This window comes from Streptomyces sp. 3330, assembly GCF_031456635.1.
Classification (GTDB): Bacteria; Actinomycetota; Actinomycetes; order Streptomycetales; family Streptomycetaceae; genus Streptomyces.
Genome location: NZ_JAVDVA010000016.1, coordinates 155,761 through 170,278 on the forward strand (window position 1 = coordinate 155,761; position 14,518 = coordinate 170,278).

Here is a 14,518-nt window from a genome sequence, read left to right on the forward strand (position 1 = left end):
CCTACTTGTAGTCCTCGAGCAGCTTGCGGTAGGCGTCGCCGGTGTTCGCGGCCGCCTTGTCCGGGTCGGTCTTGCCGGACAGCACGTTGGCCATCTGGAGGCGGATCGGTTCGAAGAGGGCGTTGCCCTGGGCGATCCAGGGCCGTTCGACGGCCTTGTCGACGGCGGGCTTGAAGAACTTCACCATCTGGTTGTCCGCCACCGCCGGGACCTTGTAGACGGAGGCGCGGGTGGGAAGCAGGCTCAGCTTCTCGGTGGTCTGCTGCTGCACCGCGGCCGAGCTCATGTACTTCACGAAGGCGTAGGAGGCGTTGAGGTTCTTCGAGCCCGCGTACACCGAGAGGTTCCATCCGCCCTGGGGCGACCCCTGGCGGGCACTGCCGGCCGGAACGGGTGCGACTCCCAGGTTCTCGGGGTTCTTGAACTGGGCGCCCGCCCGTACGTCCTCGATGGCCCACGGACCGTTGAGCATCATGGCGACCTTGCCCGACTTGAAGGCGTTCTCCATGTTGTTCCAGCCGTCGGAGGCGTCCGTGATCGCCGCCTTGCTGTCCACCAGGTCCTTGAGGACCTGGTAGGCCTTCGTCCCGGCCTCGTCGTCGACGGTGACGGTCTTGCTCTTCTCGTCGACCAGGTCGCCGCCCTCGCCGTACAGGTAGGGCAGGAACCAGTACGGGTCGTCGCCGCGCAGGTAGAGCCCGGTCGCGCCGGTCTTCGCGGTGATCTTCGCGGCGGCCGTCCTCAACTCGGCGACGGAGGCCGGCGCCGGGACGCCGGCCTTCTTGAGTAACTGCTTGTTGTAGAAGAGCGCGAGGGTGTCGATCACCTGCGGCACCGCGTAGGTCTTCCCCTCGTACTTGGTGCTGGCCGCGGCCTGCGGGAGGTAGTCCGTCTCGTCGTCGAGTGCCGCCGTGCCGTCGAGCGGGGCGAGGTAGCCGATGCTGGCGAAGTCCGCGACCCAGGCCACCTCCGTGCGCATCACGTCCGGGGCGCCGGAGTTGCCGCCGGCGGCGTTCTTGAACTTGGCGTTCGCTTCGCCGAAGGGGACGCTGACGTATTTGACGTCGACCTTCGGGTGCTCCTTCTCGAAGCCTTCGGCGAGGGCCTGATAAGTCGCCTTCTCGGCTTCGTTGGAGGTGTCCCAGAAGGTGACGGTCCCCGAGAGCTCCTTGCCGCCGTCGGCGTTGTTCCCGGCGTCGTCATCCCCTGCGCACGCCGAGATGGTGAGGGCCAGGGTCGCGATCAGCGCGGTGGCCGCAATGCCACGCCGCATGTGAACTCCTCTGAGTGGTCCCGGAATTGGGCGGAGGCGTCGACGCCTCACGCGGTCCGCTCCTGCGCGGCGCCGGGGTTGCCAGGAACGTAACAGGATCGAAAAGCCACCGAAAGTACTTGCTGGATTTTGCAGCAAGTAGTTTCAGCCATTGTGCGGACGCCTTCCGGGCTCTCCGTTCGACCCGCGCGCGGACGTCGGGTCGCGGTGGCCGCGCCTCCCCGCACCGGGCGCCCTGGGCACGCCGAGAGCCTGCGGGTACAGTGCACTGCCATGACCGCGCGGCTTGCCCACATCGCAGCCCAGGCGGGCGTCAGCAAGGCCACGGTGAGCCGGGTTCTCAACGGCGCGCGCGGCGTGGCGTCGGGCACGCGCGATTCGGTCCTCGCCGCTCTCGACGCACTCGGCTACGAGCATCCGGTGCGCCAGCGGCGCGCGGAACTGGTCGGCCTGATCACGCCGGAGCTGGACAACCCCATCTTCCCCGCGCTGGCCCAGGTGATAGGCCAGGGGTTGACGCGTCAGGGGTACACGCCCGTGCTGGCCACACAGACGCCGGGGGGATCGACCGAGGACGAACTCACGGAGATGCTCGTGAGCCGCGGGGTGGCCGGCATCATCTTCGTCTCCGGACTGCACGCGGACACCACGGCCGACACCGGGCGCTACGACCGGCTGCACGAGCGGGGCGTGCCGTTCGTGCTCGTCAACGGGTTCTCCCCCCGGATCGAGGCCCCCTTCGTCTCCCCCGACGACCGGGCCGCCATGCGTCTGGCCGTGGCACACCTGGCGGAACTGGGGCACACCCGCATCGGTCTCGCGCTGGGGCCGGCGCGGTTCGTGCCGGTGCAGCGCAAGATCGAGGGGTTCCGGGCAGCCCTGCGCGAGCAGCTCGGACCGGCGCAGGAGGAGTGCCAGGAGCTCGTCCAGCACTCGCTCTTCACCCTGGAGGGCGGTCAGGCCGCGGCGGCCGCGCTGATCGGCAGGGGGTGCACGGCCGTCATCTGCGCCAGCGACATGATGGCGCTCGGTGCCGTGCGGGCGGCGCGGCAGCGAGGGCTGGACGTACCCGGCGACATCTCCGTCATCGGTTTCGACGACTCTCCTCTCATCGCTTTCACCGATCCGCCCCTGACCACCGTCCGCCAGCCCGTCAAGGCGATGGGGCAGGTCGCCGTGGACGCGCTGCTGGAGGAGATCGCCGGTACGCCGCCGCCTCGCGCGGAGTTCGTCTTCATGCCGGAACTGGTGGTGCGGGGCTCCACCTCCGCCGGTCCGCGGAGCGAGCAGCGCTCGCCGGACCGGCGCTGAGCCGCCGGAACCGTCCGGGCCGGGTGACCGGTGGCCCGCCGATCGCCCGGCGCACTCCCGGCGTCCCCGGGGCGAGGTCGCCTCACGGGGACGCGAACAGCGGTCCCCACCAGTCGGCATGCCGCTTGTACCACTCCACGGTGTCGGCCAGCGCGGTCGCGAAGTCGGCCCGGGGCCGGTACCCGAGCTCGGCCGTGATCTTGGTGTGGTCCACCGCGTAACGCCGGTCGTGGCCCTTGCGGTTCGGGACGTGCGCGATCCGGTCCGGACCGGCCCCGCACAACTCCAGCAGCCGGTGCGTGAGTTCGAGGTTGGGCAGCGAGGTGCCGCCCCCGATGTTGTAGATCTCCCCCGGTCTGCCCGACGCACGGACGAGTTCGACGGCGCGGACGTGGTCGTCGACGTGCAGCCAGTCGCGTACGTGCTGCCCGTCGCCGTAGAGCGGGACGTCGTCGCCGGAGAGGAGACAGGCCAGGAAGCGCGGGATGAGCTTCTCGGGATGCTGGCGGGGGCCGAAGTTGTTCGAGCAGCGGGTCACCCGCACATCCAGGCCGTGGGTGTGGTGGTGGGCCAGCGCGATGAGGTCGGAGGCCGCTTTCGACGCCGCGTACGGCGAGGTCGGGCGCAGCGGGTCGTCCTCCCTGGCTGCGCCGTGCGGGAGGGAGCCGTACACCTCGTCGGTCGAGATGTGGACGAAGGTGCGCACGTCGTGGCGGAGGGCCGCGTCGAGCAGCACCTGGGTGCCCAGCACGTTGGTGCGGGTGAAGGCGCCGCCGTCGGCTATCGAGCGGTCGACGTGCGACTCGGCCGCGAAGTGCACGATCTGGTCGTGCTGCGCGGCCAGGGCGTTCACCAGGGACGCGTCGCACACGTCGCCCTGCACGAAGGTGAGGTCGGCGTGGTCGCGCACGGCGTCGAGACGGGCGAGACTGCCGGCGTAGGTGAGGCGGTCGAGGACGGTCACCGCCGTGCCTTCGGACGCTTCGGGCGCCAGCAGGTGGCGGACGTAGGCGGAGCCGATGAAGCCCGCTCCGCCGGTGACGAGGATCCGGGCGTTCATGAGGTGAGATACACCTTGCTGTAGTCGCCGATCACGAGTTGGTGGGCCCGCGGCAGACGGGGGGCCGGACGCACGACGGCGCCGCGGCCGATGAGCGAGGACTCGATCCGCGACACCCCCTCCACCTGGGCTCCGCGTAACAGGACGGAGTGCTCGATGGCGCTGTCCTCCACCCGGCAGTCCTCCCCGATGGAGGTGTACGGGCCGACGCTGGAGTTGCTGACGACGGCGCCCGCGCCGATGACCACGGGACCCACGACGCGCGAACCGCGCACGATCGCGCCCTCGGCGACCCGCACCCGGCCGACCAGTGTGCTGTGCGCGTCGACCTTGCCCTCGACGAGGCCTTCCACTCCGTCCAGGACATGGTGGTTCACGTCCAGGAGGTCGTCGACGCTGCCGGTGTCGCGCCAGGGGCGGGTGGTGGTGTCGGCCCGCACGCGCAGCCCGTGCTCGATCATCCACTGCACGGCATGGGTGAGCTCCAGTTCACCGCGCGCGGACGGGGTGATGGCCCGTACCGCCTCGTGCACGGCCGGGCTGAAGGCGTACACGCCGATGAGGGCGAGCGCACTGCGGGGGCTGTCGGGCTTCTCCTCCAGGCGCAGCACGTTGCCCTCGGCGTCGACCTCCGCGACGCCGAAGGCGGACGGGTCCGCGACCGGGGTGAGCAGCAGGCGGGCCGCCGCGGGGTCCGCCCCCGTGCGGCGGACGAAGTCGGTGACACCCTGCGGGAGGTAGTTGTCCCCCAGGTAGAGCAGGAAGTCGTCGTCGCCCAGGAAGTCGCGGGCGATGCGCACCGCGTGCGCGAGGCCCAGGGGTCGGTGCTGCCGGAGGTAGGCGATGCGTAACCCGAACGCCTGGCCGTCACCGGTCAGTTCACGGATCTCCCGGCCGTACTCGCCCACCACGATGCCGACCTCGCGGATGCCGGCGGCGGCGAGGGACTCCAGGGCGTAGAACAGCACGGGCTTGTTGGCGATGGGAAGGAGCTGCTTGGCGCCGGTGTGGGTGAACGGCCTGAGTCTGCTGCCCGTGCCACCTGCCAGGACCAGGGCTTTCACCGAGACCTCCGGGTGGGCGGGCAGATCTGGGGGCGTGTTCTCACAGGTCCCTCCTCGAGCGAGAGGCGTGGTGTCGCCGTCAGCGCTTCGACTCAACCAGAGTACGACGACTCACCGCAATAGTTTTCTGAAAGCATCAGCAATGCCTTGCAGGGTTCTGCCTTCAAGTGTTTGACTCAACGCCGAACCGCCAACAGCGGTGCGCCGCACCGCAGTTCCATGTGGCGGTCTTGTGCGTTCGGCCCGACGAGCAGGGGCAGCGATGACAGGCTTACGGCAGACAGAGCACCTGGCACGAGAGGCACGGCACCTGGCCCCGGGCGCTTCCGAGGAAGCCGTCCACGGACGCCGGGTGTTCGCCGAGGGGCGCGGCCCCGTCCTCACCGACCTCGACGGCAACCAGTACCTCGACTTCGCGGCCGGCACCCTCACCCAGTCCCTCGGCCACGGGCACCCGGAGGTCGTCGAGGCGCTCACCGCTCAGGCGCGCCGCCTGTGGAACGTCCACGACAGCGCCACCCCGGACCGCGCCGAACTCCTCGAACTGCTGGCCAGACTCCTGCCCGAACAGCTCGACACCTACGCGTTCTTCTCCACCGGCGCCGAGGTCGTCGAGGCCGCCCTGCGGGTCGTGCAGGCGACCGCACCCCCCGGCCGCAACAGGATCGGCGCCCTGCGCCACGGCTTCCACGGGAAGACCATGGGCGCCCGGATGCTCGTCCACTGGGACATCGGCCACCAGGCCTTCAGCGGCAACAGCGTGCTGGGGTACAGCCCCTACTGCTACCGCTGCCCCCTGGAGCTGGAGTACCCCTCGTGCGACGTGCGCTGCGCGACGCTCGTGCGCAGACACATCGCCGAGAAGCCCAACGTCTCCGCGCTGGTCTTCGAGCCCGTCCTCGGCGCGGCCGGGGTGATCGTGCCGCCGCCCGGCTACTGGGAACGCGTCGCGGAAGCCTGCCACGACAACGGTGTCCTGCTCGTCGCGGACGAGGTCCTCACCGGCGGCGGCCGCACGGGCGCCTTCCTCGCCAGTGAACTCTTCGGCATAGAGCCGGACCTGGCCATGCTCTCGAAAGGCACCGCGAGCGGATTCCCCTTCGCGGTGCTCGCCGGCCGCGCCGAGCTGCTGCGCCGCCCGGAGGCGGCCACCACGGGCGCGTACGCCTCGACGTACGCCAGCAACCCGCTGGGGATCGCCGCCGCCCGTGCCACCCTCGAAGTCGTCGAGCGCGACCGCCTGATCGAACGCGTCCGCGTCCTCGGCGAGATCATGGAGGACCGCCTCGGCGGCCTGCGGTCCCGCTTCCCGCAACTGGGCCAGGTGCGCGGTATCGGCCTGCTGTGGGGCCTGGAGTTCGTCACCGACCCGGCGGAGCGCACGCCTGCGCCCGACGTGGCCCGGGCCGTCTACACGACCGCCCTCGACCTCGGGCTGCGCACCTCCCTCGGGGGCCACATCCTGCGCCTGGCACCGCCGTTCACCATCGAGGAGGCACTGCTCGACGAGGGCTTACGCCTGCTCGAGAAGGCAGTCGAACGGGTGGTCGCGTGATCGTGGCGGAACATCTCGTCAAGGAGTTCCGGCTGGCCGAGCGCAAACCCGGTCTGCTGGGCAGCCTCTCCACCCTCCTCAGCCGCGAGTACCGCGTCGTGCGCGCCGTCGACGACGTCTCCTTCGCGATACCGGCCGGCGCCAAGACCGCCTACATCGGCGCCAACGGCGCCGGGAAGTCGACCACCATCAAGATGCTGACCGGCATCATGACCCCCACCTCCGGCCGCTGCCTGGTGGGCGGACTGGAGCCGTACCGGCACCGCCGGCGCAACGCCCGCACCATCGGCGTCGTCTTCGGCCAGCGCAGCCAGCTGTGGTGGGATCTGTCGGTCCCCGACTCCTTCCGCATCCTGCGCCGCATCTACGACATCCCCGAACCGGTCTACCGGCGCAACCTCGCGCTGTACGACGACCTCCTCGACATCGGCGCGCTGGGTTCCACGCCGGTGCGCCAGCTGAGCCTCGGGCAGCGCATGCGCGCGGAGATCGCCGCCAGCCTGCTGCACGACCCGGCGGTGCTGTTCTGGGACGAGCCGACGATCGGCCTCGACATGGTGCTCAAGGACGCGGTACGCCAACTCGTCAACCGCGCCCACCGGGAACTGGGCACGACGGTGGTGCTCACCAGCCACGACATCGCCGACATCGCCGCGATCTGCGACAGCGCCCTGGTCGTCGACCACGGCCGGGTCGTCCACCAGGGGACCTTGCAGGACCTGCTGCGCACCGCCGACCACCGTTCGGTCGTCTTCGACCACCGGGACGGCACCACGGCGGCGACGGCCCGGGAACGGATCGAGGCCGGCCTGCCCGGCGTGCGCGTCACACCGCAGGACGGAGGCCGCGTCCGCGTCGACTACCCCACCGGCCGCTACACCTCCCGCGAGGTCCTCGCCTTCCTCCTGGACCGCTTCGACCTCGCCGACTGGTACGCCCCCGAACCCGGCCTCGAGGACGTGCTCCGCGAGATCTACGCCGGATCCCGCGCCGCGGCACCCGCGCTCGCCCCCGAGAGCGCTCCGTGATCGCCCGCGCGCGCCGCTACGTGCCGTTCGCCACCAGCGGCCTGCAGTCACTGCTGCAGTACCGCTCCATGTTCGCGATGACGGCCATGACCGCGGCCGCCGGCGCGGCCGTGACCGTCTTCCTGTGGCGCGCCGTGTACGCGGGCACCCCCGGCCGCGGCCCGGGCGGCTTCACGGTGGCCGACATCACCACCTATCTGCTGGTGGGACAGATCCTCCAGGTGCTGCACACCAACCGGGTGGACGACGAGGTCGCCGCCGAGGTGTACCGCGGCGACGTCGCCGTCATGCTCGTGCGCCCCGTGAGCTATCCGGTGATGCGGTTCTTCGCCTGCCTGCCGGTGGTGGCGGCCAACGCCGTCCTGGTCGGGCTGCCGGTCCTCGGCCTGTTCGCGCTGCTCGTGCCGCTCAGCGCGCCCCGCCCGGCCGATCTGCTGCTGTTCGCCGTCTCCACCGCGCTCTCGGTGCTGCTGGCGTTCTGCGTGAACCTGCTGACCGGGATGACCGGCTTCCTCACCACCAACACCTGGGGCGTGCGGATGGTCAAGCAGAGCGTCGTCGCCTTCTTCGCCGGACAACTCGTGCCGCTCGCGCTGATGCCGGGCCCGCTGGCGGCGCTGGCGCGGGCACTCCCCTTCCGCGGCATGGTCGACGGCCCGCTGACCCTGCTCCTGGGCCGGTACGACGGCTGGCCGGGCGCCCTCGGGCTGCTCGCCCAGCAGGCGGCCTGGGCGGCCGGACTGGCGCTGCTGTGCGCCGCGCTCTGGCGCGCGGCCCTCGGACGGCTGGAGGTGCTCGGCGGATGACACGCACGATGGTGCGGTACCTGCGGCTCTCCTGGTTCCTCGGCGGGGTCGGCCTGCACCGGCTGGCCGCCTACCGCACGGACTTCGTGCTCGGCGCGGGCGCGTTCCTGGTCCGGGTCGGCGTGCAGACGGCGGTCGTCGGCCTCGTCTTCCGGCAGGTTCCCGTCGTGGGCGGCTGGTCGTACCACGAGGTGCTGTTCCTGCTGGGCTTCTCCCTGCTGCCCCGGGGGCTCGACCACCTCTTCACCGACCAGCTGTGGGAACTGGGCCGCAAACTCGTCCAGCGCGGCGAGTTCTACCGCTACCTCGTCAGGCCGGTCGACCCGCTGTTCTCCCTGCTGTCGGAACGCTTCTTCCATCCCGACGGGCTCGGCGAACTCATCGTCGGCGCCGTGGTGGTGGGCTACGCGGGACACGAACTCGGCCTGTCCCTGACCGTGTTGCAGTGGGTCCTCGCGCCGCTCCTGGTGCTGTGCGGTGCCCTCGTGCACACCTCGGTCAAACTGCTCTTCGCCTCGCTGTCCTTCTGGACCGTGACGAGCATGCCGGCGATGTACGCGGCCAGTCAGGTGTCGGAGTTCTCCGCCTACCCGCTGGACATCTACCACCCGTCGCTGAAGGCCCTGCTCACCTGGGTGCTCCCCTTCGCCTTCACCGCCTATGTGCCCAGCGTCTACCTGCTGAACGGCGACAGGGGACTGCTCGGCTGGCTGCCCGTGGTGACGGCCGGCGCCCTCGCGCTCGCCCTGGCCGTATGGCGCCGTGGCGTCAACCGATACGAGATGACCGGAAGTTGAGTCGCCATGATGCGAGATGACGATCTCGGCCCGCTGCTCCGCGCGGCCCCCTGGATGTCCGAGGACGGCCGGCGGGCCGAGCGCTTCGAGTGTGTCGACCACGCGGAACTCGGCTCCGCGCACCTGCTGGTGGTGGCCGCCGTCGGCGGGCCGGCGGCGGGACAGCGCTGGTTCGTCCCGGTCCGCCGCGGCTCCGGGGGGACCGCTGCCGAAGAGGCGCACGGCAGCCCGGAGTACGACGCCGCCGCGCTGGACGCCGTCGGCGCCGAGGCCAGTCTGCGCACGTCCCGCGGCGGTTGGGTGCGTTTCCGCGGCAGCGGGCTCACCGGGCGCTCGGTGCGCCCGCTGCCGTTCGAGCGCGGCTGGTCCTCCAACGCCCTGTCGCTGCTCGAGAACGACGGCAGGGCCTACGTCCACAAGACCTACCGGCGGCTGGACGAGGCCGCCCGCGAGCCGGAGCTCCTGCGGCTGATGAACCGCACCGGCCGGACCCCCGACTGGGCCGGCGACTACGCCTACGTCGATCCCGCCGACGGCGTCACCCGCACTTTGGGCGTGTTCTACGCGTACGCGCCGGGCGACGGCATCGACCTGCCGCTGAGGCAGAGCATGCGGTCGCTGTGGCCGAAGGTGACCGGCGCGCAGGATCCCGGCGACCTCGCAGCCGCCGTGGAGGCGCATCTGCGTCCGCTGGCGCGCAACCTGCGCGACGCCGGGCGGTTCCTGGCCGGATTCCACCGGGACCTGGACGCCAGGCTCGGCGGACATCCCGGACCGCCCTATCCGGTGCGCGAGGTGCTGGCGCGCGGCGTCGACCGCACGGCCGCCCTGGCCTCGGCGCGGATCTCCGTGCCCGAGGCGCCCCGCGCCGCCGCCTTCGCGGCCCTGCGGCAGGAGGCCTCCCTGCTGGGCGCCGCCTTCGACGCCGCACCGGGTGGATTCCCCTCCGGGCCGTGCCACGGCGACCTGCACCTGTCCCACCTGCTGTGCCGGCCTCGGGACGACGGAGGCTGGTCGATGAACGTCATCGACATGTCCACCCCCGCGCTCGGACCGGACGAAGCGGGCTGGGCCGCGCAGTCACCGGTGCAGGACCTGGTGGCCGTCCAGCGCGCTCTGGAGTACTTCACCGCCGACGAAGCGGCCTTCGAGAGCGGGCAGCGCCTGGGCATCGACTCCCTCGACACCATGCGGGGCGCGCTGGACGGCGCCGAGGACTGCCCCGCCGGGCCGCGCGCCGAGCTGCGGCGGGTCTTCCGCGCCGCCGACATCTGGCGGACGCAGGTCCTGCGGCTGCTCCTGGGGCGGACCGCGGACGGCCCCCTGCGCCGCCTGCTGTACCTGGGCCGGCTGCTGCACGAACTCGCCTACAACATCGACCACGCCCGCCCCTACCACGCCGCGATCGACCTGCGCCATGCCCTCGCCCTCGGCGCCCTCACCCCGGCCCCGACTCTTCCCGCAAGGACGTGACCGTGACAGAGCCCCGTATGCACATCATCGAGACCTACTTCGAATGCTGCGGCTTCGACCACACCTTCCTGCAGGGCGGCACCTCGGTGTACCTGTGGAACCTGTCCCGGGCGTTCGCCGCCCGCGGCCACCGGGTCTCCATCGTCACTCCCGCGCACGGCAGACTCGACGACCTGCGGGGCAGGTACGAGGTGGAGGACCTCGACTACGCGGACGAGTACGTCCTGCCCCTGGTGCTCGACCCCGACGTGTGGCAGGACTTCCCCGCCGAGGTCCGGCTGCCGCTGCGCACCACCGCGCACCGCATCCGCCTGGACGGAGTGGACCTGTACTTCCTCTCCGACGACTACCTCGACCGGCTTCCGGACACCTTCTACCCGCCCTACTCCGCCAAGGGCCAGGACCTCGTCTTCTTCAAGCCGCTGGTCTTCCAGGCGGACAGCGTGCGCTTCCTGCGCCACTGGTTCGGCGAGGAGAAGGCGCTCGTCCACGCCCATGAGCCGTACTACCACTACCTGTTGCCGGCCGCGCTGCGCGACGACCCGCTGAAACTCGTCGTCAGCACGGTGCAGAGCAACATGCCGGTCGCGAAGAAGGTGTACGCGCCCGAGGTACGCCGGTTGCTCGAGCTGCTGGGCGCCACGGCCGACCTCCCGCCGGACGGCCCGCCTGCCGGGCCCGAGCTCGAAGCGGTGCGTCAGTACCAGCAACTCACCCATCTGCACTACGAGTACCCGCCGGACCACGTCGCCCTGTACCAGCTGATCCTGGAGAACGCCGATCTGATCGACTTCCTCTCGCCCGGCCAGCTCGACTTCTACGCCTCGTTCCGGGACACCCCCTTCGAAGCGCTCTTCGCGCACCTGCCCCTGGCCCGCGCCGTGCGGGAGAACGCGCACAAGATGTTCGTCGGCGGCTGCGCCATCTCCGACCAGTGGCTCGCCTGGGATCCGCGGGAGGTCGACCGGGCGAAGGTGCTGGGCGGGCTCGGGCTGGACCCCGCCCTCCCCACCTTCTTCCACAACGCCCGCTACGCCCTGCACCACAAGGGCCAGCTGGAACTGATGCGCGCCGTCGACCGGGTTCTGAGCGACGGTCTCGCCGCGAACTTCGTCGTGCGCTGCATCTCCGGCGCCCCGCTGGACGACCCGTACTTCCGCGAGGTCGCCCGACGGCACCCGGGGCGGCTGCACCTGGAGTCGGACCGGGTCGACGAGCGACGGGTGTTCGAGTACGCGGCGTCCGCCGACTTCTGCCTCTTCCCCTCCAAGTTCGAGATGGACACCTTCCTCATCGCCCAGGGCGAGGCGATGGTCTGCGGAGCCGTGCCCATCGCCACGGCGCAGGAGGGCATGGCCCACTTCCTCCACGCCCGGCCCGAGCCGGACACCACCGGCCTGGCCGTCAACCGCTCCTTCGCCGAGGACGACCAGCTGCTCACCGCCGCCCTCGTCGCCCGCATCCACGAGGCGGTGGCCCTGCGGACCGGGGACCCGGTCCGCTACCAGCTGCTGTCGGCCCGCGCGGAGGCCGTCGCCCGGCGGTTCACCTGGGAGCACTGCGCGGAACTGCACCTGGCCGCCTTCGGCCGTCTGTGGCGGGGCGAGCCCGCCGAGCCCGCCGCCGAACGGGCCCTGCGGCACGGCTGGTTCGACCAGCTGAAGGACGACGAGATCACCGCGGAGGCCGCACTCGACCACGGCGACCTGGCGGCGTACGCGCGACATGCCCCCGTCGACACCTCGGTCGCGCGCCGGTTCTACGGGACCGCGTGGGACCGCGCCGACTTCACCACCTGCGAGCACATCCTGGACCGCTTCCCCGACGCCGTGACCGCCGAGGAGGCACGCGGGCTCCGTGAACGGTGCTCGGTCACCGACGACGGCAGGCTGGTGTACCGGCTGCCGCACGCCGAGCGCGTGGAGCTGGTGACCCCCGGCCCCCGCGGCACGGCGGTCCGCGCGCTGCCCGAGGTGCGGGAGCTGCGCCGCACCGGACCCGGTGAGTTCGAGGGACCACCGCCGTCGTCGGAGGCCCGCCTGCTGCTCACGCTGGTCTCCGGGCGGGTCACCTGGGACGAGGCCCGTCATGGCTGAACGGGGAGGAGTGCGCGCGGTGCTGCTCGCGGGCGGCGAGGGACGGCGCATGGGCCCGCTGGGCACCGGACGCCTGAAGCCGCTCGTGCCCTACGGCGGCGCCTGCCGGCTGATCGACTTCAGCCTCGCCAACGCGCGCGCCTCGGGTCTGGGGGAGGTGCTGCTGCTGTCCCAGTACGAGGAACGCCTGCTCATGGACGACCTGCACCAGGTGTGGAACCGCGACCCGGGATTCCGGGTCCACTTCGGGCCGTACGACGACGCCTACCGGGCCGCGGGGGACGCGCTCCCGCGCGAGCTGCCCGAACGCACCTGGCCGGCCGAACGGGGCACCGCGGACGCGCTGATCCGCAAGGCCGGACACGTCTTCGGCGGCGGACCCGAACAGGTGCTGGTCCTGCACGCCGACCACGTCTACCGCTTCGACCACGGCCCGCTGATCGAGGCCCACCGCGCCTCCGGCGCCGCCCTGACCGTCGCCTACCAGCGGATCGAACGGCGCTGGGTCCACCTGTTCGGCATGGTCCGCTTCGATCGTGCCGGCCGGCTCACGGAGTTCGTGGAGAAGCCCGCCGAGCCGACCAGCGACCTGGTGTTCGCCGCCTTCTGCGTCTTCGACGCGGCGGTGCTGCACCGCTACCTGGAGAAGCTCGACGGCACCGACTGGCAGCACGACATCAGCCGGGACGTCATCCCCGCCATGCTGGCGGCGGGCGAGCACATCCGCGGCCACCGGGTCGACGGGCACTGGGAGGACATCGGCACCGTCGAGCGCTATCACCGCGCGCATCTGCTGCTCGCCTCCGCCGGCCCCCGGGCCGGACTCCCCGTCGAACGGATGCCGAGGACCCTCCGGCCCGAAGTGGACCGCGGCTGGTTGGCCGACTCCCACGGCGTGGTCGCCTCGGTGGTCCCGGCGGACCTCGTCAACGACGGCCGGGTGGAGCACAGCGTGCTGTTCCCCGGCACACGCGTCGGGGCGGGCGCCCGGGTCAGGCGCAGCGTGCTGCTGCCCGGCGCGACGGTCGGCCCCGGCCAGGACATCGACTCGGCGGTGGTCCTGGAGAACGGACAGGTGCAGCGGGTCGAGGACGCCGCAGCCGTCATGGAAGGAACCCGTACATGAGCCTGCCCCCCTACGACGTCCTGGTGGTCGGCGGCGCCGGTGTGGACACCGTCGTCCGCGTCGAGAGACTGGAGGTCCCGCCGGGCGATTCGCTGCACGTGCCGCCCGTGTACGACTACGTGGCGCACACCGGCAACGGCGTGGCGCTCGGCTGGCACGCGCTCGGCCTGACCACCAAGTTCATCGACTTCCTCGGCGACGACCCGCAGGGCCACGCGGTGCTCGCCGCGTACGCCGAGCGGGGCCTCGACTTCAGCCACGAGGTGTCCGCGCACGGCACGCCGCGCGGCGTGAACCTGGTCGACGCGCAGGGCCGCCGCTTCTCCTTCTACGACTCCCGGCACCCGGAGGACCTGCGGCTGCCCCGTGCCTTCTACCTGCCGCACCTGGAACGGGCACGGCACGTGCACCTGTCCATCGTGGGACACAACCGCGACCTGTACGAGGACATCCACCGGCTCGGCGTGAGCAGTTCCACGGACCTGCACGACTGGGACGGCGTCAACCCCCACCACCGCGTCTACGCCCTGTCCTCCGACTACGTCTTCATGAGTGCCGCGGCCGTGCGCGACCGGCTGGACGAGGTGCTGCACGGCATCGTCGAGGAGGGCCGGGCGCGTCTCGTCGTGGCCACCGACGGCGCGGAAGGCTGCCACCTGCTGCTGCGGGGCGAGGCCGAGGCGCGCCACTTCCCGGCGGTGCGGCCCGAGCGGCCGGTCGTCGACACCAACGGCGCGGGCGACGCGTTCGTCACCGCCTTCCTCCACTCCCACCTGGAGGGACGGCCGGTGGAGGAGAGCGTCCTGGCCGGTTCGGTGGCCGGGGCGTTCGCCTGCGCGAGCGCCGGCACCCACACCGAGTTCATCGACCTGCCCGGTCTGCGCGCGGCCTGCGCCCGCGCCCGGACCGGCGGACCGAGGGGGTGACCC

The 14,518-nt window shown here is 71.6% G+C and carries 12 protein-coding genes; 9 read left to right on the top strand and 3 right to left on the bottom strand.

Translation table 11 applies throughout. From position 1 onward, the window contains the following. Position 1: 1 nt before the first annotated feature. A complete protein-coding gene (locus tag J2X68_RS25670; protein ID WP_310434931.1) occupies positions 2–1,273 on the bottom strand; it encodes an extracellular solute-binding protein in 1,272 nt (423 codons plus the stop codon). A 273-nt stretch (positions 1,274–1,546) separates the two neighbouring features. On the opposite strand from J2X68_RS25670, the gene J2X68_RS25675 reads away from it, so the two are divergent. Next, positions 1,547–2,584: a LacI family DNA-binding transcriptional regulator gene (locus J2X68_RS25675; RefSeq protein ID WP_310434932.1), complete on the top strand. Its 1,038-nt coding sequence runs from the start codon at positions 1,547–1,549 to the stop codon at positions 2,582–2,584. A gap of 82 nt (positions 2,585–2,666) precedes the next feature. Here the strand turns inward: J2X68_RS25675 and rfbB are convergent, their stop codons facing one another. Both rfbB and J2X68_RS25685 read right to left on the bottom strand, forming a co-directional pair. Next, the gene (rfbB, locus tag J2X68_RS25680) at positions 2,667–3,644 is read right to left on the bottom strand and encodes a dTDP-glucose 4,6-dehydratase (protein WP_310434933.1); all 978 of its coding nucleotides are present in this window, start codon (positions 3,642–3,644) and stop codon (positions 2,667–2,669) included. Next, positions 3,641–4,708 (bottom strand): glucose-1-phosphate thymidylyltransferase, encoded by a 1,068-nt coding sequence (locus J2X68_RS25685; RefSeq protein WP_310434934.1) that lies wholly within the window; start codon positions 4,706–4,708, stop codon positions 3,641–3,643. Before J2X68_RS25685 ends, rfbB begins: the two co-directional genes overlap by 4 nt. A gap of 262 nt (positions 4,709–4,970) precedes the next feature. On the opposite strand from J2X68_RS25685, the gene J2X68_RS25690 reads away from it, so the two are divergent. From J2X68_RS25690 to J2X68_RS25725, 8 genes are read left to right on the top strand one after another with little or no spacing between them, the layout of a single operon-like run. After that, on the top strand, positions 4,971–6,263 hold the full coding sequence (locus J2X68_RS25690) for an aminotransferase class III-fold pyridoxal phosphate-dependent enzyme (RefSeq protein WP_310434935.1): 1,293 nt from the start codon (positions 4,971–4,973) through the stop codon (positions 6,261–6,263). Continuing rightward, the gene (locus tag J2X68_RS25695) at positions 6,260–7,291 is read left to right on the top strand and encodes an ATP-binding cassette domain-containing protein (RefSeq protein ID WP_310434936.1); all 1,032 of its coding nucleotides are present in this window, start codon (positions 6,260–6,262) and stop codon (positions 7,289–7,291) included. The genes J2X68_RS25690 and J2X68_RS25695 overlap by 4 nt, the downstream gene beginning before the upstream one ends. Continuing rightward, positions 7,288–8,097: an ABC-2 family transporter protein gene (locus J2X68_RS25700; RefSeq protein WP_310434937.1), complete on the top strand. Its 810-nt coding sequence runs from the start codon at positions 7,288–7,290 to the stop codon at positions 8,095–8,097. Before J2X68_RS25695 ends, J2X68_RS25700 begins: the two co-directional genes overlap by 4 nt. Further along, positions 8,094–8,894 (top strand): ABC-2 family transporter protein, encoded by an 801-nt coding sequence (locus J2X68_RS25705; protein WP_310434938.1) that lies wholly within the window; start codon positions 8,094–8,096, stop codon positions 8,892–8,894. The genes J2X68_RS25700 and J2X68_RS25705 overlap by 4 nt, the downstream gene beginning before the upstream one ends. Positions 8,895–8,900: 6 nt before the next feature. Then, positions 8,901–10,367 (top strand): phosphotransferase, encoded by a 1,467-nt coding sequence (locus J2X68_RS25710; protein WP_310434939.1) that lies wholly within the window; start codon positions 8,901–8,903, stop codon positions 10,365–10,367. Between the two features lie 2 nt (positions 10,368–10,369). Then, a complete protein-coding gene (locus J2X68_RS25715; protein WP_310434940.1) occupies positions 10,370–12,463 on the top strand; it encodes a glycosyltransferase in 2,094 nt (697 codons plus the stop codon). Then, positions 12,456–13,589, top strand: a complete 1,134-nt coding sequence (locus J2X68_RS25720; RefSeq protein WP_310434941.1) for a sugar phosphate nucleotidyltransferase — start codon at positions 12,456–12,458, stop codon at positions 13,587–13,589. The genes J2X68_RS25715 and J2X68_RS25720 overlap by 8 nt, the downstream gene beginning before the upstream one ends. After that, complete coding sequence (locus J2X68_RS25725; protein ID WP_310434942.1) at positions 13,586–14,515, top strand: PfkB family carbohydrate kinase; 930 nt, start codon at positions 13,586–13,588, stop codon at positions 14,513–14,515. The genes J2X68_RS25720 and J2X68_RS25725 overlap by 4 nt, the downstream gene beginning before the upstream one ends. The last annotated feature ends 3 nt before the right edge of the window (positions 14,516–14,518 follow it).